General features: G+C 60.7%; 19 protein-coding genes and 1 pseudogene. 11 read left to right on the forward strand and 9 right to left on the reverse strand.

Annotation, left to right across the window (positions count from 1 at the left end; genetic code table 11):
- Both AC1RJ3_RS11510 and AC1RJ3_RS11515 read left to right on the forward strand, forming a co-directional pair.
- Positions 1-320: SIP domain-containing protein (locus AC1RJ3_RS11510; RefSeq protein WP_493079011.1), on the forward strand; the 320-nt coding region annotated here is incomplete at its 5' end.
- Positions 321-551: 231 nt separating this feature from the next.
- A pseudogene (locus AC1RJ3_RS11515) lies at positions 552-689 on the forward strand (siderophore-interacting protein); the annotation flags it as partial.
- Between the two features lie 161 nt (positions 690-850).
- Here AC1RJ3_RS11515 and AC1RJ3_RS11520 read toward each other — a convergent pair.
- The gene (locus AC1RJ3_RS11520; RefSeq protein WP_493079013.1) at positions 851-1504 is read right to left on the reverse strand and encodes a Pr6Pr family membrane protein; all 654 of its coding nucleotides are present in this window, start codon (positions 1502-1504) and stop codon (positions 851-853) included.
- Positions 1505-1513: 9 nt separating this feature from the next.
- Positions 1514-1744: a VF530 family protein gene (locus AC1RJ3_RS11525; RefSeq protein ID WP_019693422.1), complete on the reverse strand. Its 231-nt coding sequence runs from the start codon at positions 1742-1744 to the stop codon at positions 1514-1516.
- A gap of 344 nt (positions 1745-2088) precedes the next feature.
- Between AC1RJ3_RS11525 and AC1RJ3_RS11530 the strand changes: the two genes are divergently transcribed.
- From AC1RJ3_RS11530 to cmoB, 9 genes are all read left to right on the forward strand, one after another.
- Complete coding sequence (locus tag AC1RJ3_RS11530) at positions 2089-3471, forward strand: carbohydrate porin (RefSeq protein ID WP_493079015.1); 1383 nt, start codon at positions 2089-2091, stop codon at positions 3469-3471.
- 85 nt (positions 3472-3556) lie between these two features.
- Positions 3557-5968 carry a glucose/quinate/shikimate family membrane-bound PQQ-dependent dehydrogenase gene (locus AC1RJ3_RS11535; protein ID WP_493079017.1) on the forward strand — a complete coding sequence of 804 codons (2412 nt, stop codon included), beginning with the start codon at positions 3557-3559 and terminating at the stop codon, positions 5966-5968.
- Between the two features lie 378 nt (positions 5969-6346).
- Positions 6347-6718: a DUF6124 family protein gene (locus AC1RJ3_RS11540; RefSeq protein WP_493079019.1), complete on the forward strand. Its 372-nt coding sequence runs from the start codon at positions 6347-6349 to the stop codon at positions 6716-6718.
- Between the two features lie 742 nt (positions 6719-7460).
- Positions 7461-9881, forward strand: coding sequence for an endopeptidase La (lon, locus tag AC1RJ3_RS11545; protein WP_493079021.1), 2421 nt, complete (start codon positions 7461-7463; stop codon positions 9879-9881).
- Positions 9882-9997: 116 nt separating this feature from the next.
- A complete protein-coding gene (locus AC1RJ3_RS11550) occupies positions 9998-10600 on the forward strand; it encodes a hypothetical protein (RefSeq protein ID WP_347929029.1) in 603 nt (200 codons plus the stop codon).
- 264 nt (positions 10601-10864) lie between these two features.
- On the forward strand, positions 10865-11257 hold the full coding sequence (locus AC1RJ3_RS11555) for a protease inhibitor I42 family protein (RefSeq protein ID WP_054595832.1): 393 nt from the start codon (positions 10865-10867) through the stop codon (positions 11255-11257).
- Between the two features lie 2 nt (positions 11258-11259).
- On the forward strand, positions 11260-11895 hold the full coding sequence (locus tag AC1RJ3_RS11560) for a lysoplasmalogenase (RefSeq protein ID WP_493079024.1): 636 nt from the start codon (positions 11260-11262) through the stop codon (positions 11893-11895).
- Positions 11896-12103: 208 nt separating this feature from the next.
- Entirely contained in the window at positions 12104-12883 is a 780-nt protein-coding gene (gene cmoA / locus AC1RJ3_RS11565) for a carboxy-S-adenosyl-L-methionine synthase CmoA (RefSeq protein ID WP_177474908.1), read from the forward strand.
- The gene (cmoB, locus tag AC1RJ3_RS11570) at positions 12880-13836 is read left to right on the forward strand and encodes a tRNA 5-methoxyuridine(34)/uridine 5-oxyacetic acid(34) synthase CmoB (protein ID WP_493079026.1); all 957 of its coding nucleotides are present in this window, start codon (positions 12880-12882) and stop codon (positions 13834-13836) included. Before cmoA ends, cmoB begins: the two co-directional genes overlap by 4 nt.
- A gap of 175 nt (positions 13837-14011) precedes the next feature.
- Here the strand turns inward: cmoB and tadA are convergent, their stop codons facing one another.
- The 7 genes from tadA to treP form a co-directional block, all read right to left on the reverse strand.
- Positions 14012-14509 (reverse strand): tRNA adenosine(34) deaminase TadA, encoded by a 498-nt coding sequence (gene tadA, locus AC1RJ3_RS11575; RefSeq protein ID WP_427533299.1) that lies wholly within the window; start codon positions 14507-14509, stop codon positions 14012-14014.
- Positions 14509-15885 carry a multicopper oxidase family protein gene (locus tag AC1RJ3_RS11580; RefSeq protein ID WP_493079029.1) on the reverse strand — a complete coding sequence of 459 codons (1377 nt, stop codon included), beginning with the start codon at positions 15883-15885 and terminating at the stop codon, positions 14509-14511. Before AC1RJ3_RS11580 ends, tadA begins: the two co-directional genes overlap by 1 nt.
- 248 nt (positions 15886-16133) lie before the next feature.
- Positions 16134-16424, reverse strand: a complete 291-nt coding sequence (locus tag AC1RJ3_RS11585; protein WP_493079031.1) for a PTS sugar transporter subunit IIB — start codon at positions 16422-16424, stop codon at positions 16134-16136.
- A 2-nt stretch (positions 16425-16426) separates the two neighbouring features.
- The gene (gene ptsP, locus AC1RJ3_RS11590; protein WP_493079033.1) at positions 16427-18961 is read right to left on the reverse strand and encodes a phosphoenolpyruvate--protein phosphotransferase; all 2535 of its coding nucleotides are present in this window, start codon (positions 18959-18961) and stop codon (positions 16427-16429) included.
- Between the two features lie 61 nt (positions 18962-19022).
- Entirely contained in the window at positions 19023-20246 is a 1224-nt protein-coding gene (locus AC1RJ3_RS11595; RefSeq protein ID WP_493079035.1) for a maltoporin, read from the reverse strand.
- 96 nt (positions 20247-20342) lie between these two features.
- Positions 20343-21992, reverse strand: a complete 1650-nt coding sequence (treC, locus tag AC1RJ3_RS11600) for an alpha,alpha-phosphotrehalase (RefSeq protein WP_103319279.1) — start codon at positions 21990-21992, stop codon at positions 20343-20345.
- A 192-nt stretch (positions 21993-22184) separates the two neighbouring features.
- On the reverse strand, positions 22185-23627 hold the full coding sequence (gene treP, locus AC1RJ3_RS11605; RefSeq protein WP_493079037.1) for a PTS system trehalose-specific EIIBC component: 1443 nt from the start codon (positions 23625-23627) through the stop codon (positions 22185-22187).
- Positions 23628-23804 lie beyond the last annotated feature (177 nt).

The following is a 23804-nucleotide window of genomic DNA, read 5'->3' on the forward strand; positions in this document are numbered from 1 at the left end:
GTATCAGGCAGACCACATTACCCGGTTTACGACGGCTTCGCCGCCGAGCGGGAGCAAGCTCCCTCGCCACAATCGATGTTCACTTTGGATCTATGCCCACTCGGCCTGCCGCGGTCCCGCGCCACCGATCCAGTGCAATCAGCACAAACCCCAGCAATAAACACCTGCCAATGCCGAGCGGCGAGTTGTATGCGTGGATCGCGACAGAGTCCAAAGCCTCACGCCAGATCCGCCGCGTGCTGCTGGACGAGAAGGGTTTGAGTCAGGACCAGGTGAAAGCCGTCGGCTACTGGAAACTCGACGACAGCGACGAGGAGTAATGACAAACACCTGTGGCGAGGGGGCTTGCCCCCGTTGGAGTGCGTAGCACTCCCAAAACCTGCAATCGGGCTTTGTCTGGCACACCGCGTTTAATGGGTTTAGGGCTGCTGCGCAACCCAACGGGGGCAAGCCCCCTCACCACATTTGATGTTCACTTTGAATCTATGCCCACTCGGCCTGCTGCCGTCCCGCGCCACCGATCCAGTGCAATCAGCACAAACCCCAGCAATAAACACCTGCCAATGCCGAGCGGCGAGTTGTATGCGTGGATCGCGACAGAGTGCATGCTGCTGGACGAGAAGGGCTTGAGTCAGGACCAGGTGAAAGCCGTCGGCTACTGGAAACTCGACGACAGCGACGAAGAGTAAACGACAAACACTGTGGCGAGGGAGCTTGCTCCCGCTGGGTCGCGAAGCGACCCCAAAGCCATTCAATCGGGTTGTATCAGGCAGACCACATTACCCGGTTTACGACGGCTTCGCCGCCGAGCGGGAGCAAGCTCCCTCGCCACAAAAGTGCTTTGTGATCGCTACGACCGTCCGCGCCAGCGATCCAGCCCGACCACCAGCAGCGCAATCAGCACAAACCCCAGCAATATCCCGCTGGCATTGATGAACACCTGGGGATAACCGAGTTTTTCGACATCAATAAAGGGATACGGGTAAAGCCCCAGCGAGTGCCCGCGCAGCAAGGTAAAAGCGAAATACAGCACCGGGTAAATCGCCCACAAACCGATGTGCCCAAGGCTCAAGGTGCCCTTGGGTACGCACCGCCACCAATAGAACAGAAACAGCAGCGGCATGATGTCATGCAACAACTCGTCGGCAATGAACTGCCAGCCCTGCGGATGCCACAAATGCCGCAACAACAGGCTGTACGCCAGGCCGACCAGGGTAATGCTCACGGCAATCCCGCTGCTGACCCACGGCTGTAAAAAAAACGTACGGCCCTTCGACTCGCGTGCAGTCACGGCGCAAGTCAGCACCGTCGCCACCAGCGTATTGGTCAGGACCGTAAAGTAACTGAAGTAACTCACCAGCCCACCCAGCTGGCTGGCGCTGACACTCCAGCGGCCGTAAAACACCAGGTACAGCTGAATGCTCAATCCCAGCCAGCCCAGCACGGCGGCCGAGTGGGCAAAACGGCTCATGACGGGCGACAGTCGAGTCGGCTCGGCGGGCATCTATATTCCTTAGAGCGGACGTTTGGTGCGCATCAGCTTCACGTAGAGTTTTTCGACTTTCTCACGGGCCCACGGGGTTTTGCGCAGGAAGGTCAGGCTCGACTTGATACTCGGATCGCTCTTGAAGCAGCGAATGTCGATGCGCTCGGCCAGCCCCGACCATTCGTAGTGTTGAACCAGCGTGTTAAGGATCTGTTCCAGGGTCACGCCGTGCAGCGGGTTGGTGTTCTGTTCGGTCATGCCGGGCCTTTGAACGAAGAAAGTAGAGGAAGCCGCGCACCTTAGCCGAGGGTGTCCTGCGGTGGAAGGACTCTGTGCGCTATCGGTTAAATGTAGGTGAACTCTGAAAGATCGCAGCCTGCGGGTGTTCACCTTCCGATGTGGAGCTGCCACAGGCTGCGATCTTTTCAAGGATGACCGCACACTGTTACCAAATCCGAAATGATCCATGTCAAGAAAAGCCCTTTCTCTCTTTGTTACAGATCATTATCCTTGCAGGCCTAAAAGCTGAATCGCTTCACCTGCCCGATTTCCCTTCGCAGCGTTCAGCTCTCTTCCCCTAAAAGACCAAGAATTCCTTCTCTATGCCTGACATTCAGACTTTGCGAGACAGCGCTGTCCGCCCCACTATTGCTGCTCGAAAAGCCATAAGCCTGATCGGTGGGCTCAGCGCCCTCGGCCTTGCCACTTGCACTCAAGCTGCCCCTGCATTCGATAGCGACTCTCCGTGGATGCTCGGCGACTGGAACGGCACACGCACCGAACTCGCGGAAAAAGGCTACGACTTCAAGCTCGACTACACCGGCGAGATGGGCAGCAACCTGCACGGCGGCTACGACCATGATCGCACCGCGCGCTACAGCGACCAGTTCGGCCTCGGCACGCACCTGGACCTGCAAAAGATCCTCGGCTGGCACGACGCTGAATTTCAGCTGACCATCACCGAACGCAACGGCAACAACATCAGCAACGACCGGGTCAATGATCCGCGTGTCGGCGGCTTCACCTCGGCCCAGGAAGTCTGGGGCCGTGGTCAGACCACCCGGCTGACGCAGATGTGGTATCAGCAGAAATTCTTCGATCAGAAGCTCGACATCAAGGCCGGCCGTTTTGGCGAAGGCGAAGACTTCAACAGCTTCCCCTGCGACTTCCAGAACCTGGCGTTCTGCGGCTCCCAGGTCGGTAACTGGGCCGGTGGCATCTGGTACAACTGGCCAGTCAGCCAATGGGCGCTGCGGGTCAAATATCACCTGACGCCCGAGCTCTACGCCCAAATCGGTGCGTACGAGCAGAACCCGTCGAACCTGGATCGCGACAATGGCTTCAAGCTCAGCGGCAGCGGCACCCAAGGCACGGTGCTGCCGGTGGAGCTGGTGTGGACACCGAAGCTCAATGGCCTGCCGGGCGAATACCGCGCCGGTTACTACTACAGCAGCGCCAAGGCCACCGACGTCTACAAGGACAGCAACGGCCAACCCGCCGCCCTGAGTGGTCAGCCCTACCGCAGCGCATCGAGCAAGCACGGCGTCTGGCTGGGCGTGCAGCAGCAACTGACCAGCCGCGCCAGCGATAACTCGCGAGGCTTGAGTGTGTTTGCCAACGGCACGATGCACGACAAAAAGACCAACGCCGTCGACAACTATGTCCAGGCCGGCGTCGTCTACAAAGGCCTGTTCGATGCCCGCAGCAAAGACGACATCGGCTTCGCCATGGCCCGGGTCCACGTCAACCCGGCCTTCCGCAAAAACGCTGAGGCAATCAATCAGGCGCACGCGGTCTTCGACTTCAACGACCCGTCCTACCTGCCGCCACAAGACACCGAATACAGCGCCGAACTCTATTACGGCGTGCATGTAACCAACTGGCTGACCGTACGCCCGAACCTGCAATACATCCGCCATCCCGGTGGCGTGAATGAGGTCGATGACGCGCTGATCGGCGGGATCAAGGTGCAATCGTCGTTCTAAAACCCTTACTGAAACCTGCCCGTACCTGATCGTCATCTACAGTGAACAGGCGCGGGACTACTTAAACGTCACGGAGAACCACACTATGAGCACTGATGGTGCTTTGAGTCGAAGCCGCCTGCTACCGAGCCTGCTCGGTATCGTGCTTCTGCTAATGGGCCTGGCCTTGCTGGCCGGGGGGATCAAGCTGAGCATGCTCGGCGGCTCGCTGTATTACCTGCTGGCCGGGATCGGCCTGGTGCTGACCGGGATTTTGCTGCTGGCTGCCCGCCGTGCGGCGCTGGGCCTGTACGCCGTGGTGCTGTTCGCCAGTACGGTGTGGGCGCTGTGGGAAATCGGCCTCGACTGGTGGCAACTGGTGCCACGTCTGTCGTTGTGGTTCGCCCTTGGCGTAGTCCTGCTGTTGCCGTGGTTCCGCCGTCCGCTGCTGCGTGATGGCGCCGCTCCGCTGGGCACTGCCGCGCTGAGCGTGGCCGTGGTTCTGGCCGGCGCCACCGCGGTTGCCAGCCAATTCACCCACCCGGGTGAGATCATGGGCGAGTTGGGCCGCGACACTGCCGACATGACCAGCACCGCGCCAGCAATGCCTGAAGGCGAGTGGCAGGCCTATGGCCGCACCGAATTCGGCGACCGCTACTCGCCGCTGAAGCAGATCACCCCGGCCAACGTCGGCAAGCTGCAGGAAGCCTGGCGCATCCGCACCGGCGATCTGCCGACCGCCGATGACCCGGTGGAGCTGACCAACGAAAACACCCCGCTGAAGGTCAACGGCATGCTCTATGCCTGCACCGCCCACAGCAAGGTGCTGGCGCTGGACCCGGACACCGGCAAGGAAATCTGGCGCTTCGACCCGCAGATCAAGAGCCCGGTAGGCTTCAAGGGCTTCGCCCACATGACCTGCCGTGGCGTTTCCTACTACGACGAGAACGCCTACGCCAAGGCTGACAACGCTTCGGCCGCAGTCATCTCCGAAGCTGGCAAGGCGGTTGCGCAAGCCTGCCCGCGTCGTCTCTACCTGCCTACCGCCGATGCTCGCCTGATCGCCCTGAACGCCGACACCGGCAAAGTCTGCGAAGGCTTCGGCGATCACGGCATGGTTGACCTGACCCAAGGTATCGGTCCGTTCACCCCCGGTGGCTACTACGCGACCTCGCCGGCAGCGATCACCCGTGATCTGGTGATCATGGGCGGTCACGTCACCGACAACGAATCGACCAACGAGCCGTCGGGCGTAATCCGCGCCTTCGACATCCGCGACGGTCACCTGGTCTGGAACTGGGACAGCGGCAACCCTGAAGCGACCGAGCCTTTGGCTCCGGGCAAGACCTACACCCGCAACTCGCCGAACATGTGGTCGCTGGCCAGCGTCGACGAAAAACTGGGCATGGTCTACCTGCCGCTGGGCAACCAGATGCCTGACCAGTGGGGTGCCGACCGCACGCCGGGCGCAGAGAAATTCAGCGCCGGCATGGTGGCCCTGGACCTGGCGACCGGCAAAGTGCGCTGGAACTTCCAGTTCACCCACCACGACCTGTGGGACATGGACGTCGGCAGCCAGCCGACCCTGCTCGACATGAAAACCGCCGACGGCATCAAGCCGGCGCTGATCGCACCGACCAAGCAGGGCAGCCTGTATGTGCTCGACCGTCGCAACGGCACACCGATCGTGCCGATTCGCGAAGTGCCGGCGCCGCAAGGCGCAGTCACCGGCGACCATACCGCGCCGACCCAGGCTCGCTCGGACCTCAACCTGCTCGCTCCGGATCTGACCGAGAAGGCCATGTGGGGCGCTAGCCCGTTCGACCAGATGCTCTGCCGCATCCAGTTCAAGCAACTGCGCTACGAAGGCCAGTACACCCCGCCGTCGTTGCAGGGCAGCTTGATCTATCCGGGTAACGTTGGTGTGTTCAACTGGGGCAGCGTGTCGCTCGACCCGGTTCGCCAGATGCTGTTCACCAGCCCGAACTACATGGCATTCGTCTCCAAACTGATCCCGCAGGCTGAAGTGGCTGCCGGGAGCAAGCGCGAGAGCGAGACCTCCGGCGTCCAACCCAACACCGGCGCGCCATACGCGGTGACCATGCACCCGTTCATGTCGCCATTCGGCGTACCGTGCCAGGCTCCGGCCTGGGGCTACGTCGCCGGTATCGACCTGACCACCAGCAAAGTGGTGTGGAAACGCAAGAACGGCACCAGCCGCGACAGCTCGCCACTGCCTATCGGCCTGCCAATCGGCGTGCCAAGCATGGGCGGCTCGATCGTCACCGCCGGCGGCGTCGGCTTCCTCAGCGGCACCCTGGACCAGTATCTGCGCGCCTATGACGTCAACAACGGCAAGGAACTCTGGAAGTCGCGCCTGCCGGCCGGCGGCCAGGCCACACCGATGACCTACACCGGCAAGGACGGCAAACAGTACGTGCTGCTGGTAGTTGGCGGCCATGGTTCGCTGGGCACCAAAATGGGCGACTATGTGATCGCTTACAAACTGTCGGAATAAGCGTTAACCGCAGTTAAGAGAAAGGCGACTACCGTGAGGTAGTCGCCTTTTTTATGGCCCACAAATCACTGATACAACACCGTACTGTGGCGAGGGGGCTTGCCCCCGCTGGGCTGCGAAGCGGCCCCAAAACCTGCAATCGGGTTTTGTCAGACACACCCGGTTCGCTGGGTTTGCGAGCGCTTCGCACTCGAGCGGGGGCAAGCCCCCTCGCCACAGGTTGTGTGTTTATTTCATGAGTAGGACTCAGAGAAGCTTCCGACATGGTTTTCAGGTTGTCGGTGGGAAGCCGCATCACTAGTCTTTGGCGGTCGCTGCCCATTCAGCGACCGGGTTTGACCGTCCGAGCACACTCTAGGCGCACTTAGGAGCGTCACCATGCACAAAGTCACCCCCGATTTCCCAGAAGCCCCAAGCACTTCCCCTTACGCCTCCACCGACTCGAAAAAACTCCACGACGCCGCCGAACGGGCGCTGGATCACTACCTCAAGCCGCCGTTCGACAAGGGCAAGCTGCCCGACAAACGCCCCTCCAACATCTTCGCGGTCATCCCTGATCTGGATAACGAAACCCTGCTGGCGCATGCCTCGGAAACCCTCGCCTCGGTCAATGTACTGGCCAGCGATTTGGCATTCGAGCTGGAAGGCACGCGCCGACATGTGGCGCTGGCGATTCAGCAGATGATTTCGTTGGGGGAACTATTGGTTAATCGGGCACTGGATAATTTCGATCAGCCAGAAGCGCCGTAACACCCGACGGTGGGAGGGCCGCCCGGCCCGCCCCACCGTTTTGATTGATGTACATCCGCGAATGATTGCGGTCGTTCCCACGCTCTGCCTCAGCTCACGAATCGTGACGCAGAGCGTCACAGGATGCATTCCTTTGCTACGCGTGAGAACGAGATCCAAGCCGTACGCGCTCTTACCACTCAGGCCGGCCGGCAGGCCGCCGTGCTTTGCTGTTGATCTTGATCCACCCGCCCCTTCGGAAGGCCGAGCGCAGGTGTTCATCAGGGGGGTGGGCGCGCAGCGCCGTACGGCGCAGCCGGACACATCGAGAGGAGGTCGTCGCGAAGCAGACCGTAGGCGATGCCCCCTGATGGACACCGGAGTGAGGGAACGCCGAGCCTAGGCGAGGTGCCGTACGCTTGGGGCGAGCGTTTTTTTGCTTACTTTTTTTAGGCGCTTGTAAAAAAAGTGAGTCGCCGTCAGGCGAAACCCCAAGTGGCCGTTACCGCAGGAATGGATATGTACACCTGCAAGAGGTTGGCCGGCTATCAGACCGCCATCGCGAGCAAGCTCGGCTCCCACATTGGATTGGTGTACATCCGCAAGAGATGGGCCGGCTGTCAGGCCGCCATCGCGAGCAAGCTCGGCTCCTACAATAGTTGGGTGAATACACTCTATGAAACACCCGCTAACAACCGCCCCCCATTGAAACCACCCACCACCTGCCCCATCTATCCCTCATACCCCATTGCGCAGGTGCCCCATGAGCGACCAGCAAGAATTCCCGGATAACCCGAGCGACTACGCCGACCCCGAACACGCCGAACACCCCACCTCATCAGGCAAAGGCCTGGCCCTGCCCGGCCAGAACCTGCCGGACAAGGTCTACATCATCCCGATTCACAACCGCCCGTTCTTCCCCGCGCAAGTACTGCCGGTGATCGTCAACGAAGAACCCTGGGCCGAAACCCTCGACCTGGTCGCCAAATCCGAACATCACTCGCTCGCGCTGTTCTTCATGGACACCCCGCAGGAAGACCCACGGCACTTCGACACCTCCGCCCTGCCGCTTTACGGCACCCTGGTGAAGATCCATCACGCCAGCCGCGAAAACGGCAAACTGCAATTCGTCGCCCAGGGCCTGACCCGCGTACGCCTCAAGACCTGGCTCAAACACCATCGCCCACCGTACCTGGTGGAAGTCGAATACCCGCACCAGCCAAGCGAGCCGACCGATGAGGTCAAGGCCTACGGCATGGCGCTGATCAACGCGATCAAGGAACTGCTGCCGCTCAACCCGCTGTACAGCGAAGAGCTGAAAAACTACCTCAACCGCTTCAGCCCCAACGATCCGTCGCCGCTGACCGACTTCGCCGCCGCCCTGACCTCGGCCACCGGCAGCGAGCTGCAAGAAGTGCTCGACTGCGTGCCAATGCTCAAGCGCATGGAAAAAGTCCTGCCGATGCTGCGCAAGGAAGTCGAAGTCGCGCGCTTGCAGAAAGAAATCTCTGCCGAAGTGAACCGCAAGATCGGCGAGCACCAGCGCGAGTTTTTCCTCAAGGAACAACTCAAGGTCATCCAGCAGGAACTGGGGCTGACCAAGGACGACCGCAGCGCCGACGTCGAGCAGTTCGAGCAGCGGCTGGTGGGCAAGGTCCTGCCGCCACAGGCACAGAAACGCATCGAAGAGGAAATGAACAAGCTGTCGATCCTCGAAACCGGCTCGCCGGAATACTCCGTCACCCGCAACTACCTGGAGTGGGCGACAGCGGTGCCGTGGGGCGTTTATGGCGAGGACAAACTCGACCTCAAGCACGCGCGCAAAGTCCTCGACCAGCACCACGCCGGGCTCGACGACATCAAGGACCGGATCCTCGAATTCCTTGCAGTCGGCGCCTACAAAGGTGAGATCGCCGGCTCCATCGTGCTGTTGGTCGGCCCGCCGGGCGTGGGCAAGACCAGCGTCGGCAAATCCATCGCCGAGTCGCTGGGGCGACCGTTCTATCGCTTCAGCGTCGGCGGTATGCGCGACGAAGCCGAGATCAAGGGCCACCGCCGCACCTACATCGGCGCGCTGCCGGGCAAACTGGTCCAGGCGTTGAAAGACGTTGAAGTGATGAACCCGGTGATCATGCTCGACGAAATCGACAAGATGGGCCAAAGCTTCCAGGGCGACCCGGCCTCGGCGCTGCTGGAAACCCTGGACCCGGAACAGAACGTCGAATTCCTCGACCATTACCTGGACCTGCGCCTGGACCTGTCGAAAGTGCTGTTCGTCTGCACCGCCAACACCCTGGACTCGATTCCAGGTCCGTTGCTCGACCGGATGGAAGTGATTCGCCTGTCGGGTTACATCACCGAAGAAAAGGTCGCCATTGCCAAGCGTCACCTGTGGCCAAAACAGCTTGAGAAAGCCGGGGTGTCGAAAACCAGCCTGTCCATCAGCGACAGCGCGCTGAAAGCCCTGATCGACGGTTACGCCCGCGAAGCCGGGGTACGCCAGTTGGAAAAACAACTGGGCAAACTGGTGCGCAAAGCGGTGGTGAAGCTGATCGACGAACCGAAAGCTGTGATCAAGATCGGCCCCAAAGACCTCGAAGCCTCACTCGGCATGCCGGTGTTTCGCAACGAACAAGTGCTGTCCGGCACCGGGGTCATCACCGGCCTGGCCTGGACCAGCATGGGCGGCGCAACCTTGCCGATCGAAGCCACGCGCATTCACACCCTCAACCGCGGCTTCAAGCTCACCGGGCAACTGGGCGATGTGATGAAGGAATCGGCCGAGATCGCCTACAGCTACGTCAGCTCGCACCTCAAGCAGTTCGGTGGCGACGCGAAGTTCTTCGACGAAGCCTTCATCCACCTCCACGTGCCAGAAGGTGCAACACCGAAAGATGGCCCAAGCGCCGGCGTAACCATGGCCAGCGCCCTGCTCTCACTGGCGCGCAACCAGCCGCCGAAAAAAGGCGTGGCCATGACCGGTGAACTGACGCTGACCGGGCATGTGCTGCCGATTGGCGGGGTCCGCGAGAAGGTGATCGCGGCGCGCCGCCAGAAGATCTTCGAACTGATCCTGCCGGATTCCAATCGTGGCAGTTTCGAAGAACTGCCGGATTACCTGAAGGAAGGGATCACCGTGCACTTCGCCAAGCGCTTTGCGGATGTGGCGAAGGTGTTGTTCTGACACCTGATGCACTGTTCATTAACGCCACCTGTCGGAACTGGTATTTCTAACAGGTGGCGCTTACCTTCTGGGCTGATAAAACGGTTGCTCACCCCCGCATTCAAGAGTGAGCAATCATGGAAGAGAAAATCATTGCATTAACCCCTCCCGTTATCTTGAACCCAAAAGAAGGAGACAAGATTGATACGCTGATACTGGAGGGGACGGGCAAAGCAGGTGCTGCAATTTTAATGGAATCAAACTTCCTCGACGGGCATGAGAGTCCATGGATAAAAAAGACGGAGGTGAAGTCGGATGGACACTGGCAATACCCTGTCATCGATAAGGGCGCCGAGATCCCTAGAGAGCTCTGGTTTCGTGCCAAGCAGGAACAATATTGGCCACCCGAAATGTCGGAGCCAAGCGAAAAGGTTTTCTTCACGAAATTGCTCGCGCTGCCGGTCATTACTAAGCCCATCGCTGGAGATTCACTGCATCAGCACGAACAAATGATTAAAGGCACAGGTCTTTACATAAACACCAATATTGAAATTGAACTGACAAAAACTACCCCTCCTGCCCTCACTTATCACACCACAACTAACACCGATGGAGCGGGATGGTGGGAGGCAACCCCAAAATGGTCTCTGATGCCCGGTCCCTATGTACTCAAATGCAGGCAAATATTTAAAGAGCATACTTCGCGGTGGAGTGACGACTTGCTCGTAACAGTTGAGTGACACCAACTCTCCTCTGAAAAACAGCCATGCACTTTGCGGATGTGGCGAAGGTATTGTTCTGACAGTGATGTAGCGCCATTACCATCGCCATCGCGGGCAAGCCTTGCTCCTACGGTCCGCACAATCTGTAGGAGCAAGGCTTGCCCGCGATGGCGTCAGCACTCACGACGCCAAACCTTCGGCCGTCCCGGTCGGGACCGTCACACTTTGATTCATCTTCGGTTATGCTCGCCGTTCGTCGTGATTACCGGAGTTCCCGATCCAATGTCCCCTACCCGTCTGCTTCTGCCCCTGAGCCTCGCCCTGCTGGCCGCCTGCGCCACTCAACCGAAACACAACGTGACGGTGGAAAAACAAAGCGAATGCCCGGTGCAACTGAACAACGGGCAACACCTGATCCTGACCCTGCCAAGCAACCCGACCACCGGTTATCGCTGGGCGATCCAGGATTCGGCTGGCGGTGTGCTGCGGGCGATCAGCCCCGAGGTTTACAGCAACCCGGAGAACACCGGGTTGGTGGGCAGTGGCGGGCAATCGACCTGGCGCTTTCAAGCCTTCGCCGCAGGCAACGGGCGTTTGCGCCTGACTTATCAACAGCCGTGGGAACCGGAAGTCGAACCCGCGCAAACCTTCGACTGCGCGATTTCGGTTAACTGATCATGGGCTGGCTGATTCTGGCGCTGATGGGCGCGGTAACGTTTCTCTACGGAGTGAGCGTGCACGCCGCGTTGCTGTGCCTAGTGGTCAAACCGTTGCCGGTGTTGGCGCTGCTCGGCTGGCTGCACGACGCGCCGCCCAGCGACTATCGGCGCTGGATCAGCCTTGGCCTGATGTTTTCCGTACTTGGCGATGTGCTGCTGGCGTGGCCGGGGGATTTGTTCGTGTTTGGCCTCGGCGCGTTTCTGGTGGCGCACCTGGTGTACTTGAAAGCCTATTTGAGTGATTGCCGACGCCTGGCGCTGGTGCCGCTGATCTTCGCGCTAGGCGTCGGTGCCGTGCTGTTGGGGATTCTGATCAGCCATGGCTTGGGGCCGTTGCTGGTTCCGGTGATCGTCTACGGCGTGGCCATCAGCGCCATGCTTTGGCGTGCCCTGGCCCGTTTGGGCAGCGACGTGCCCAAGCGTTCGGCACTGTTGGCCGCCGCTGGCGCGCTGGCGTTTGTGTTCTCCGACAGCGTGATCGGCATCAGCCGTTTTGTCGTGCCGTTCGAGGCTGCGCCCTACGTGATCATCCTCAGCTACTGGCTGGGGCAATGGGGGATTACCGCGTCGGCGTTCCCCCAAACACCGCGCTGAACCCTGTGGCGAGGGGGCTTGCCCCCGTTGGGGCGCGTAGCGGCCCTAAAAACAGTCAATGCGTTTTTAGCTGGATAGACCCTTTGCGAGTGCTATGCACTCGAACGGGGGCAAGCCCCCTCGCCACAACAGCCCGCTCGCCGCACAGATTGCGTGAACCAGGCGGTTTATCAGACAACCCGCGCATCCACGCGCCAAGTTGGCTAAAATGCCGGCCTTTTCCACATCCGCCGCTGGAACCGCCGTGAGCAAAGAATCCGATCGCCTTTTCGCCCAGCCTTTGGCCCAGGTGCCTGACTTCGCCTTTAACGAGGACGTGGTGCGGGTGTTCCCGGACATGATCAAGCGCTCGGTGCCGGGTTACCCGACCATTGTCGAAAACCTCGGCGTGCTCGCGGCGCAGTTCGCCCAACCGGGTAGCGTGCTCTACGACCTGGGCTCTTCCCTCGGCGCTGTGACCCAGGCCCTGCGCCGTCACGTGCGCACCGACGGTTGCCGGGTGATCGCGGTGGATAACTCGGCGGCGATGGTCGAGCGTTGCCGCGAATACCTCAACGGCCAGGACTCGATGTTCCAGGAGCTGCTGCCGGTTGAAGTGATCGAAGGCGACATTCTCGCGCTGGAGTTCAAACCGGCCTCGGTGGTAGCACTTAACTTCACCCTGCAATTCATCGCCCCGGACCAACGCCTGGCACTGCTCGCACGCATCCGGCAGTCGCTGTTGCCGGGCGGTGCACTGATTCTGTCGGAGAAGCTGCGTTTCGAAGACGCGCAAGAGCACGCACTGCTCACCGACCTGCACATCGCCTTCAAACGCGCCAACGGCTACAGCGAACTGGAAATCGCCCAGAAGCGCAGCGCCATCGAAAACGTCATGAAGCCCGACAGCCTCCAGGAACACCGCGAACGCCTGCTGGCCGCCGGGTTCTCGAAAGTCGTGCCGTGGTTCCAGTGTCTTAACTTTGCCTCGTTGATTGCCTTGCCATGATTGATCTGTCTCCCCTCGCCCGCCGTCTGGCCGGTACGCCACTGGCCGGTTGGGCCAACACCCTGCAAGCGCAACTCGACGTGAAAATGGAAAAAGGTCACGGCGACCTCGAGCGCTGGCAGAGCGCGCTGGACGCCTTGCCGAAGCTCCAGCCGAGTGAAGTCGATCTGCTGAACGGCCTGACACTCGACACTGACTGCGACGATGAAACCCGCGCGCAAATGCGTACCGCATTGATGGGCTTGTCGCCTTGGCGCAAAGGCCCGTTCGATCTGTTCGGCGTGCACGTCGATACCGAATGGCGCTCGGACTGGAAGTGGTCGCGGGTCGCCCCGCACCTCGACCTCAAAGGTAAACGCATCCTCGATGTCGGCTGCGGCAACGGCTACTACATGTGGCGCATGCTCGGCGCGGGTGCCGACAGCGTGATCGGCGTCGATCCGAACTGGCTGTTTTTCTGCCAGTTCCAGGCAGTGCAGCGTTACCTGTCCGAGCCCAACGCCTGGCACCTGCCGTTTCCTTTTGAAGACCTGCCACCGAATCTGGAAGGCTTCGACACCGTGTTTTCCATGGGCGTGTTCTACCATCGCCGCTCGCCAATCGAGCATTTGCTGGCGCTGAAGGATTGCCTGGTCAAGGGCGGTGAGCTGGTGCTGGAAACGCTGGTGATCGAAGGTGACGAGCAGCAGGTGCTGGTACCGGAAGACCGCTATGCGCAGATGCGCAACGTCTGGTTCCTGCCGTCGGTGCCGGCGCTGATGCTCTGGCTACGCCGCGCCGGATTCAGCGATGTGCGCTGCGTGGACGTCAGCGTGACCACGGTTGAAGAACAACGCGGGACCGAGTGGATGAAGTATCAGTCGCTGAGCGACTTCCTCGATCCGGACGATCACAGCAAAACGATTGAAGGTCTGCCAGCGCCGATGCGCGCGGTGATCGTCGCCAAAAAATAACGCAGCACACCTGTGGCGAGGGAGCTTGCTCCCGCTCGAGTGCATAGCACTCGCAAAGGGTCTATCCAGCTAAAAACGCATTGACTGTTTTTAGGGCCGCTTCGCCCGAGCGCGGACCGGCCCGCGGGAGCAAGCTCCCTCGCCACAAAAGCCCGCTCCCACATTGGTTGGGTGTTTATTCTGCTGGTTTGGCGCGTCGGGCCTTGAAGAACTCGCTTAGCACCGTGCCGCACTCTTCGGCCAAGACCCCGCCTTCGACCAGCACCCGGTGGTTGAGAAAGCCCTGGGTGAAGAACTGCCCCTGGCTTTGCACGATCCCGGCCTTGGGCTCCAGCGCCCCATAAACCACCCGCGCAATCCGTGAATGCACGATCAAACCGGCGCACATGCTGCACGGCTCCAGCGTGACATACAGCGTGCTGCCCGGCAGGCGATAGTTGCTCACGGCCTGCGCCGCAGCGCGGATCGCGACCATCTCGGCGTGGGCGCTGGGGTCGCTGCCGCTGATCGGGCAATTGAAGCCGCGACCGATGATTTCACCGTCCTGCACCAGCACCGCACCCACCGGCACTTCACCGAGGGCGGCACCTTGCGCGGCCAGCGCCAGGGCCTCACGCATGAAGTCCTGATCGCGGCTACGGTCGATGATCTTCGCCGGGCGTATCTGACGCATCAGGCCACCTCGATGGCGGCCATCAGGCCGGTTTCCATGTGATCGATCACATGGCAGTGGAACATCCATACTCCGGGGTTATCCGCTACCAGCGCCACCTGGGCGCGCTCGTTCTTGCCCAGCAGGTAGGTGTCGGTGAAATACGGGATGATCTTTTTGCGGTTCGAGGCAATGACCTTGAAGCTCATGCCGTGCAAGTGAACCGGGTGCTGGTACTGGGTCATGTTCTTCAATTCGAAAATGTAGCTTTTGCCTTTCTTCAGAGTAGCAATCGGGCGGTCGGCGCAGGTTTTGTCGGTGATGTCCCAGGCCTTGCCATTGATCTGCCAGAGGCTCGGCGGCTTGCCATTATCGACATTCACCGACACCGATCCAACCCACTCGAAATTGAAATTGAGCTTCTCGGCATTGGCCAGGTCCGGCTCGGAAATCGGGTTGGCCGGCAGCGCCGGTGGCCACTGGGTTGGCGCGTCAGTGTTGGCCACCGAACGCAACGTGCCAATGCGCACCGGCCCGTTACGCAGCGACAATTCTTCACCCGCCGCCGGGGCCTTGATCGCCAGGCAAATCCGCATGCCGGGGCCCAGCCAGTATTCCTTACCCAGTGGACGCGGCTCGATCGGGTTGCCGTCGAGCGCGTAGATCTGTGCTTCGACGCCCGGAATGTTGAGGCGGTAAGTCAGGGTGTTGTCGAGATTCAGCAGGCGCACCCGAGTGATCTGCCCGGCCGGCAACTCAATCACCGGCAGTGGCACGCCATTGATGGTCGCCAGACGCCCGGCCGTGCCGCCGCGCGCCGCTTCACGCGGGATGCTGAATGGCACGAAAGCGCCCTCGTCATCGACGTGCCAGCTTTTCAGGCTGAGGGTCTTCTCATAGTGGAAACCGGTGGGCTCGCGTTCTTCGATGATCAGCGGCCCGACCAGCCCGCGCCCCAGCTCTTCGCTGCTGTTGACGTGCGGGTGATACCAGTAGCTGCCAGCGTCCGGTACGCGGAATTTGTAGTCAAAATACTCGCCCGGCAGCACCGGCAATTGCGAGACGTACGGCACGCCGTCCATCTCCAGCGGCAAACGGATGCCGTGCCAGTGAATGGTCGTAGGCACCGGCAGATGGTTGATGAAGCGCACCCGCAGCCATTCGCCCTGACGTACCCGCAGTTCCGTCCCCGGCGCCGACGGACCAAAGGCCCAGGCCTCGGTTTTGTGCCCCGGCACCAGCTCGACATCCAGCGGCGCGGCGATCAGTTCGTAGTCGTGACCCGCACTGGCGTCGGCCATTTTCCCCAGCCAGTAACGCGATGCACCACCGGCCCCGACGCCCACCACTGCCAAACCGGCCAGACCACCCAGTATTTGTCGACGGGTAAAGGACATGAACTCAACAACCTCACGTATCAGCGGCAGGCCGGTGCCCGCAAAAGGCGAATACGATACACCTGCGGATGAGAAACAGTAAGGGCAACAAAGAGACGCACATCACCTGTGGCGAGGGAGCTTGCTCCCGCTCGAGTGCGAAGCAGTCGTAAAACCATCCTGTGCTTGGTGTCTGGCGGAATGCGATTTCAGGTTTTAGGGCCGCTTCGCGCCCCAGCGGGAGCAAGCTCCCTCGCCACAGGATTCGGTTACGCATCCAGTCCTGTGATTAGATGCACCACCCCACCCGCCAATGTCATCACCCCCGGTACACCCGCCGCACGCAAGGCTGTCGCGTCCAGCAGCGCGGCATCCTTCAACTCCACTCGCACCCGCGTCAGGGCAACCCGCTGTTGCGACTTGAAGTTGTTCGCCCCGCCCAGCGCGGCCACAACATTCGCTGCCAGGCCCGAGACAGGATGAGCAGCCACCTTCGGCTCATCCACCACCAGGTCCGGGGTCAACGCCTTCCAAAACGCCCGTTGCATTTTCTCGAACATGTTCAGCTCTCCAACACCTGTGAAGTTTCGACCATTGCCTGCTGCTGCACACTCAAGGCCTCGCGGACCTGCTCGGCGCTTTCCAGCCCGAGCACCTGATGCGCGATGACCTGACAGTCGCTGAGCTCGACCTCGCGAATCGCCGCCTTGATCGCCGGAATCAGCGGCACGCTGACCGACAGCTCATCCACGCCCAACCCCAGCAATAGCGGCACCGCCAAGGTCTCCGACGCCAGCGCGCCACACACCCCGACCCACTTGCCATGGGCATGGGCGGCCTTCACGGTGCTGGCGATCAAGCGCAGCACCGATGGGTGAAAACTGTCGGCCTGACTGGCCAGGCGCGGGTGATCGCGGTCCATGGCCAGGGTGTACTGGGTCAGGTCGTTGGTGCCGATCGAAAAGAAATCCACCTCGGGCGCAAACAGGTCCGCCATCAGCGCCGCTGCCGGGACCTCGATCATGATGCCGAGTTTCGGCAGCTCCGTGAGCCCCAGCGCCAGCGCCTCTTCTTCAAGCATCAGCCGCGCCAGGCGCAGCTCCGACAGCTGGCTGACCATCGGCAACATGATGTGCAGACGGGCCAGCCCGGCGCTGCTCAGAATCGCCCGGAATTGCTCGCGCAACAGCTGCGGCCGCTCCAGGCACAAGCGAATCCCGCGCATCCCCAGAAACGGATTGGCCTCGCTGTCCATTGGCACGTAGGCCAAGGGTTTGTCGCCGCCGACGTCCAGCGTGCGCACCACCAGATTGCGCTGCGGGCCCAGTGCGCGGGCGATGGCGCTGTAGGTGCCGGCCTGTTCATCGTGACTCGGCGCCACGCTGCGCTGCTGATACAAAAACTCCGAACGCAACAGGCCGATACCTTCAGCCCCGAGGCTCATGGCCTGCTCGGTTTCGGCCAGCGAAGCCACATTGGCCGTGACTTCGAAGTGATGACCGTCGCGGGTGACGGCGGCCCGTGCAGCGTGTTCCAGCTCGTGTTGATGACGCTGGCGTTGCTGCTGGCGTTTGGCATGCAACTGCTCGATCACCGACACTGCCGGGTCCAGGTGCAATTCGCCCTTGTCGGCATCGAGCAGCACTCGGGTGCCACTGGCCAGCGACAGCACTTGCAGCGGCAAACCACATACGGCCGGCAAACCCAGGGCCCGGGCGAGAATCGCCACATGGCTGGTGGCACCTCCGCCGACGGTGGCGAAACCCAACACTTTGCCGGTATCCAGCGCAGCGGTCTGCGACGGCGTCAGTTGTTCGGCAATCAAGATCGCCTGATCCGGCAACTCCCAGACACCGTCCGGCACCCCGAGAATCAGCTTGAGCACACGCTGACCGACATCCATCAGGTCCAACGCGCGCTCAGCGAGCAACGTGCTGCCCAGCGACTTGAACAGCGTAGCGGTGGCTTCGGTGGCGCTGTTCCAGGCAAATGCCGCGCTCTTGCCCTCAGCGATCAGGGCCTGGGCTTGCTCCAGCAGGCTCGGGTCTTCCAGCAGTTCCTGATGCGCCTTGAAAATGTCCGCCTGCGCCTCTCCGGCCGCGTTGTCACGCAAGCGTTGCAGCGCCTGCGTCGCGTGCATCAACGCACGTTCCAGCGACTCGCGCTCCACCTGTTGATCCGCGGCAAACTCAGGCATTTCCAGGGTACGTTCAGCGACTTGCACCACGTAGCCGAAGGCCGAACCCGCTGAAGCACAGACACCGCGCAGCAGTTTCGTCGACACCTCCTGCGCCTCAACCACTGGTGCTACCACTGCCACCGGAGTCACAGCCTCACCGCAGCCATCCGCCAGCAATTGAGCCAGTGTGCTGATTGCCAATTCGGCATCTTCGCCCACCGCACTGACCTGCAACGCATCGCCATGCACCGTCTGCAACGCCATGATCGCTACCAGCGACTTGGCGTTGGCGCTGTCCTGCTGCTTATGCAGGCAAATGCTCGCCGCAAAGCCTTTCGCCACCTGCGCAAAGACCGCCGCCGGCCGTGCGTGCAAACCGTTGGGGTTAGGCAGGTGGACCGGTTTGGAGAACAGCGCTTCGCCCTCCTCCTGCGCAGCAACGGTACGCGGATCGCCCAGGCTCAGGCGCAACACCGGCTGCGCACAGGCCACCAGACCGCTGTCCGGTGTCAGCAGACTGAAGGGCTCGCCGCTGACCACCAGCATCAAGGTCAACAGGCTGCGGGCATGCAGGGCGACATAGTCGGCATCGAACTCGATCAACGGCTGCCCGGCCTCGACACGCTGGCCCTGCTCGACCAAGGCGCTGAACCCCTGGCCTTTCAGGTTCACGGTGTCCAGGCCAATGTGCAGTAACACCTGCACACCGCTGTCATCGGTGATGCTGATCGCATGGCCGCTGTGTTGAAGATTGCTGACTACGCCGGCCAACGGTGCGCAAAGGACCTGCGAGGTCGGATCGATGCACAGGCCGTCGCCGATCACCCGGCTGGCGAACACCGGATCCGGTACGTGATCAAGCGGCATCAGCACCCCGGACAGCGGCGCCAGCAATTGCAAGGGTTGGGTTAGGGTCATGACTTCACCTGCGGTTTTGTTCTTTGAAGTGCCGATGGAGCGCGAGCCCCGACAGCATCGCTTATTTCCACCAGTACTCGACCTGCAATCCGACGTTCGCACCATGCAGTGCCGTGCCGAATGCGCCGGTATCGGATAACGCCGAACCTTGCGCCAGTTCATTCGCTGCCCGCTTGGCCGCCTCGTTCCAGCTGGCATAGGTGTAGTACAAACGCACCTCGGGACGTTCCCAGAAACCCGGACCTTTTGGCGACCAGGTCGGGGCAAAGGTGAACTTGCTCAGCTTGCGCGTACCGCCCGGAGCCTCGACCTGATCGTGTCCCAGCTCAGTCACCAGTTTGAATTGATCGGTGATCGCATACGCTGGACGAACGCCCAGGGAAATCCAGTTCTGGCCGTTACCGTCCGGGCGAATGTCCTTTTGATAGACCGCTTCGACCTGACCACCAAAACGCGGCGTCAGTTGCCAGTCGAAGAACTCCACCAGGCGGTAGCTCTTGTTGCGGTCATCCAGCCCCACGTCGCCGGTGTAGCCCAACCCGGTGCCGGGGCCTTCGCCGTATTGCAGCGCCAGTTTGTTCTTGCCGCCGAAAAAGCCTTTTTGCACATGTTGAGCGGTGATCGCCCAACCTGCGTGCGCGTCACGACGGTCGGGCTTGTCGATGTAGCTCAGGCCAAATTCCAGCTCGCCACCGGGGTTGGTATCAAAGCCTGAGACGTTGAAGTCGTGTCGAGTAACGTAGTCCTTCTGGTACAGGTTGTCCTTGCGCGAAAACGCGTAGCTGTATTTCAGGTCGCCAATCTTCACGTCCTCGATACCGCCGCCGGTGGCGCTCTGGTTCCAGTAGTAGAAGTCGGAAATGTGGATGTCGTTTCGTTTGTAGTAGCGCCGACCGGCCCACAGCGAACCGCCATTGAGGCTAGGTAAATTCGACCATTGCGCATACATCTGCGGCATTCGTACCGAGCCGTTATCACCCTGGAACGTCAGGTTGCGGTCGTACTGGTTGTACAGCGAAGCCATGCCGTCGACGCTGAGCACCGAGCCGTCATCGAGGGTCAGCAGGTTCTGACGCAATTCCAGCTCCGCGTACTGTTCGCACTCGTTACCCAGACGGTACTTCGACTCAGCGCCGGGCAGTTTGAAGCACGATTGCGAGCCGCCATTGACCGTGCTCCCGACGCCGCTACGCAGGTAGCCGGCGAACTCCAGAGCGTGGGCCGAGAACGGCAATACCAGGCACACGCACGATGCTGCAAGGCTACGATTTATTGTTGTTTTCAAGAGCCACCCCATTATTTTTATTGTGCTCATCCGGCAAAACCTGCGCGCAAAAAGCCCCCGCGCAGTGCCCTGCGAGTTGTTTGAAAAGCCTGTTGTTTAGTGGTCGGTCAGGTGCAGAACGAATGACTCGTAAGGCCGCAGGAACAGCTGCTGCTTGCGCACCTCACAGTCCGGGTAGTTGCTGATCACCCGGCGTTGCAACATGCAGTCGGTGATCACCCGTTCCGGCAGCTCGACTTCACACGCCGTGCCATAGAAGTTATTCACCACCAACAACCGCTCGCCGTCGCCTTCACGCAGGTACACCCAGACCTGTTTGTGCGTGGGCAAGAGCTGGCGATACACGCCGTCCTGGATCAGCGGTTCGCTGCGGCGCAAGGCAATCAGCTGGCGATAGTGGTGCAGCACCGAAGTCGTGTCGTCGAGCTGGTTTTCGACGTTGATCTGCGTGGCGTTGGCCGGCACGCCGATCCACGGCTCGCTGCTGCTGAAACCGGCATTGGGTAACGCGCTCCACTGCATGGGAGTGCGACTGTTGTCGCGGGATTTCTGCATGATCGCGGCCATGCTCGAGGCCTCGGACTCGCCCGCCTCGCGCTTGAGGCGATAGATGTTCAGGGTTTCGACATCCCGGTACTGCTCGATGCGCTCGAAGCCCGGGTTGGTCATGCCCAACTCTTCACCCTGATAGATGAACGGCGTGCCCTGCAGAAAGTGCAGCGCAGTGCCGAGCATCTTCGCCGAGACCACGCGGTGTTCGCCGTCATCGCCGAAACGCGACACCACACGTGGCTGATCGTGGTTACACCAGAACAGCGCATTCCAGCCGCCACCGGCCTGCATCCCGGTTTGCCAGTCAGAAAGGATGCGCTTGAGTTCAAGGAAGTCGAAATCGGCACGAACCCATTTCTGCATATTGGGGTAATCGACTTTCAGGTGATGAAAGTTGAAGGTCATCGACAGCTCTTTGGAGTCCGGCCGCGAATAGCGGATGCAGTGCTCAAGGCTGGTGGAAGACATCTCGCCGACGTTGATCAGGTCATGACCTTCGAAGACTTCGCGGTGCATTTCCTGCAAGTACTCGTGCACGTTCGGGCCGTCGGTGTAGAAGCGTCGGCCATCGGTGTGGTCTTCGGGGAAGTCTGCCGGTTTGGAGATCAGGTTGATCACGTCCAGACGGAAACCGCCCACGCCTTTGTCACGCCAGAAGCGCATCAGCTTGAAGACTTCAGCACGAACCTGCGGGTTGTCCCAGTTGAGGTCGGCCTGGGTGTGATCGAACAGGTGCAAAAAGTACTGCCCGGTTTGCGCCTCGTATTCCCAGGCCGAGCCGCCGAACTTGGACTCCCAGTTGTTCGGCTGGTCGCGCCAGATGTAGAAGTCACGGTACGGGTTATCGAGGCTGCTGCGCGCTTGCTGAAACCAGCTGTGCTCGATGGAGGTGTGGTTGACCACGATATCGAGCATCAGCTTGATCCCGCGCTTGCCCGCCTCGGCAATCAGCAACTCGCAGTCGGCCATGGTCCCGTAGCTCGGGTCGATGGCGTAGTAGTCGCTGATGTCGTAGCCGTTGTCGCGTTGCGGCGACCGCAGGAACGGGGTGATCCACAGGCAGTCGACACCCAGCCATTGCAGGTAATCAAGCTTGGCCACCACCCCGAGCAAATCGCCCGTGGGGTTGCCGGCGTGGCTGTGAAAACTCTTCGGGTAGATCTGGTAGATCACCGAACGCTGCCAGTCTTGCATGGCGGATTCCTTCAATGAATTTATGCGCTGAGCATTGTTCTTTTGTGGCGAGGGAGCTTGCTCCCGCTGGGCCGCGAAGCGGCCCCAAAAACGTGTAAATGCATTTAGCCAAGCACACCGCATCCGCCGGTTTTACGACTGCTTCGCAGCCGAACGGGAGCAAGCTCCCTCGCCACAGGTGTGCTCAGCCTGTTAAGCCACTCGATATCCCGCTCGAACGATTTTCATGCTCATGCCACAGGTCAACACGAACGGCACGACCATGGCGATGACCATCCCGACAATGAACATCGGAATGAACTGCGGGATGATCGAGATGAAACCGGGCAAGCCGCCGACACCGATCGCCGAGGCCTGAATCTTGTTCAGCGACAGGAACATGCAGCCCAGCGCCGAGCCGCTCAGCGCCGCGTAGAACGGAAACTTGTAGCGCAGGTTGACGCCGAACATCGCCGGTTCAGTGATGCCGAAATAGGCGGAAATCGCCGAGGTCGAAGCCATGCTTTTGTCCCGTGCGCTACGGGTCATGTAGAACACCCCGAGTGCCGCGCTGCCTTGTGCAAGGTTGGACATGACGATCATCGGCCAGATGAACGTGCCGCCCTGGGTCGAGATCAGTTGCAGGTCCACCGCGAGGAACATGTGGTGCATGCCGGTGATCACCAACGGTGCATAGAGCAGACCGAAAATAGCCCCGCCAACCATCGGCGCCAGGTCGAACAAGGTCACCACGCCTTCGGTAATCAGAATCCCCAGGTGCCGGGTCACCGGACCGATCACGGCCAGCGCCAACACCCCGGTCACGACGATGGTGGTAATCGGCACCACCAACAGTTGAATGGCATTCGGCACGCGTGCCCGCAGCCATTTTTCGATGACGCTCATGACGTAGGCGGCCATCAGGATCGGCAGGATCTGGCCCTGATAGCCGACCTTCTCGATCTTGAACCAGCCAAAAATATCGAAGTACGGCAGGCTCTGGCCGTCCAGCCCGGCCACCGCCTTGCCGTAGTTCCAGGCGTTCAGCAGGTCCGGGTGAACCAGCATCAGGCCGAGCACGATGCCGAGGATTTCACTGCCGCCAAAACGCTTGGCCGCCGACCAGCCGACCAGCGCCGGGAGGAACACGAACGAGGTGTTGGCCATCAGATTGATCAGGCTCCAGACACCGTCCAGCGTCGGGTAGGCCTCAAGCAGGGTCTTGCCGGCAATGAACATGCCTTTGGCGCCGATCAGGTTGTTCACGCCCATCAACAGGCCGGCAATGATCAGCGCCGGCAGAATCGGCATGAACACATCGGAGAACACCCGCACCAGACGCTGCATGGCATTGGTCTTGTCGGCGCCCTTTTGTTTCACATCGGCGATGGTCGACGCGGCAAGGCCGGTCTGTTGGCGTAGCGCGGCATAGACCTTCTCGACCTCGCCGGGACCGATGACCACCTGGAACAGGCCACCGGTGAAAAACGAACCTTTGACCAGGTCGATCTGGTTCAGCGTCGCACTGTCGACCCGCTGCGGGTCTTTGAGGGCCAGGCGCAAACGCGTAACGCAATGCGCGGCCTGTTCGAGGTTGTCAGCACCACCGAGGCTATGAAGCAGCTCGCTGGCGATAGTCGGGTAATCGTGGCTCATGCTTTTTCATCCACTGTGTTTTTTTGTTGTTGGCAGCATGCCGAAGCGAAAAGTACTCGTCTGTACGAGTTATTGCAATAACTCGTACAGACGAGTTTCAATTTGTTTACTCACAAGCCGACCAGCGGCCCTATTTCCCACAGGTGAGGATTTCAACGCTAAATGGACAAACCCCAC

This window comes from Pseudomonas sp. GW822-FHT04C11 (genome assembly GCF_058800905.1).

What these genes read in the sequence shown, in the direction of transcription:
- AC1RJ3_RS11520 (WP_493079013.1), bottom strand. Translation starts at nt 1,504, where the DNA reads ATGCCCGCCGAGCCGACTCGACTGTCGCCCGTCATGAGCCGTTTTGCC.
- AC1RJ3_RS11525 (WP_019693422.1), bottom strand. Translation starts at nt 1,744, where the DNA reads ATGACCGAACAGAACACCAACCCGCTGCACGGCGTGACCCTGGAACAG.
- AC1RJ3_RS11530 (WP_493079015.1), top strand. Translation starts at nt 2,089, where the DNA reads ATGCCTGACATTCAGACTTTGCGAGACAGCGCTGTCCGCCCCACTATT.
- AC1RJ3_RS11535 (WP_493079017.1), top strand. Translation starts at nt 3,557, where the DNA reads ATGAGCACTGATGGTGCTTTGAGTCGAAGCCGCCTGCTACCGAGCCTG.
- AC1RJ3_RS11540 (WP_493079019.1), top strand. Translation starts at nt 6,347, where the DNA reads ATGCACAAAGTCACCCCCGATTTCCCAGAAGCCCCAAGCACTTCCCCT.
- lon (WP_493079021.1), top strand. Translation starts at nt 7,461, where the DNA reads ATGAGCGACCAGCAAGAATTCCCGGATAACCCGAGCGACTACGCCGAC.
- AC1RJ3_RS11550 (WP_347929029.1), top strand. Translation starts at nt 9,998, where the DNA reads ATGGAAGAGAAAATCATTGCATTAACCCCTCCCGTTATCTTGAACCCA.
- AC1RJ3_RS11555 (WP_054595832.1), top strand. Translation starts at nt 10,865, where the DNA reads ATGTCCCCTACCCGTCTGCTTCTGCCCCTGAGCCTCGCCCTGCTGGCC.
- AC1RJ3_RS11560 (WP_493079024.1), top strand. Translation starts at nt 11,260, where the DNA reads ATGGGCTGGCTGATTCTGGCGCTGATGGGCGCGGTAACGTTTCTCTAC.
- cmoA (WP_177474908.1), top strand. Translation starts at nt 12,104, where the DNA reads ATGCCGGCCTTTTCCACATCCGCCGCTGGAACCGCCGTGAGCAAAGAA.
- cmoB (WP_493079026.1), top strand. Translation starts at nt 12,880, where the DNA reads ATGATTGATCTGTCTCCCCTCGCCCGCCGTCTGGCCGGTACGCCACTG.
- tadA (WP_427533299.1), bottom strand. Translation starts at nt 14,509, where the DNA reads ATGCGTCAGATACGCCCGGCGAAGATCATCGACCGTAGCCGCGATCAG.
- AC1RJ3_RS11580 (WP_493079029.1), bottom strand. Translation starts at nt 15,885, where the DNA reads ATGTCCTTTACCCGTCGACAAATACTGGGTGGTCTGGCCGGTTTGGCA.
- AC1RJ3_RS11585 (WP_493079031.1), bottom strand. Translation starts at nt 16,424, where the DNA reads ATGTTCGAGAAAATGCAACGGGCGTTTTGGAAGGCGTTGACCCCGGAC.
- ptsP (WP_493079033.1), bottom strand. Translation starts at nt 18,961, where the DNA reads ATGACCCTAACCCAACCCTTGCAATTGCTGGCGCCGCTGTCCGGGGTG.
- treC (WP_103319279.1), bottom strand. Translation starts at nt 21,992, where the DNA reads ATGCAAGACTGGCAGCGTTCGGTGATCTACCAGATCTACCCGAAGAGT.
- treP (WP_493079037.1), bottom strand. Translation starts at nt 23,627, where the DNA reads ATGAGCCACGATTACCCGACTATCGCCAGCGAGCTGCTTCATAGCCTC.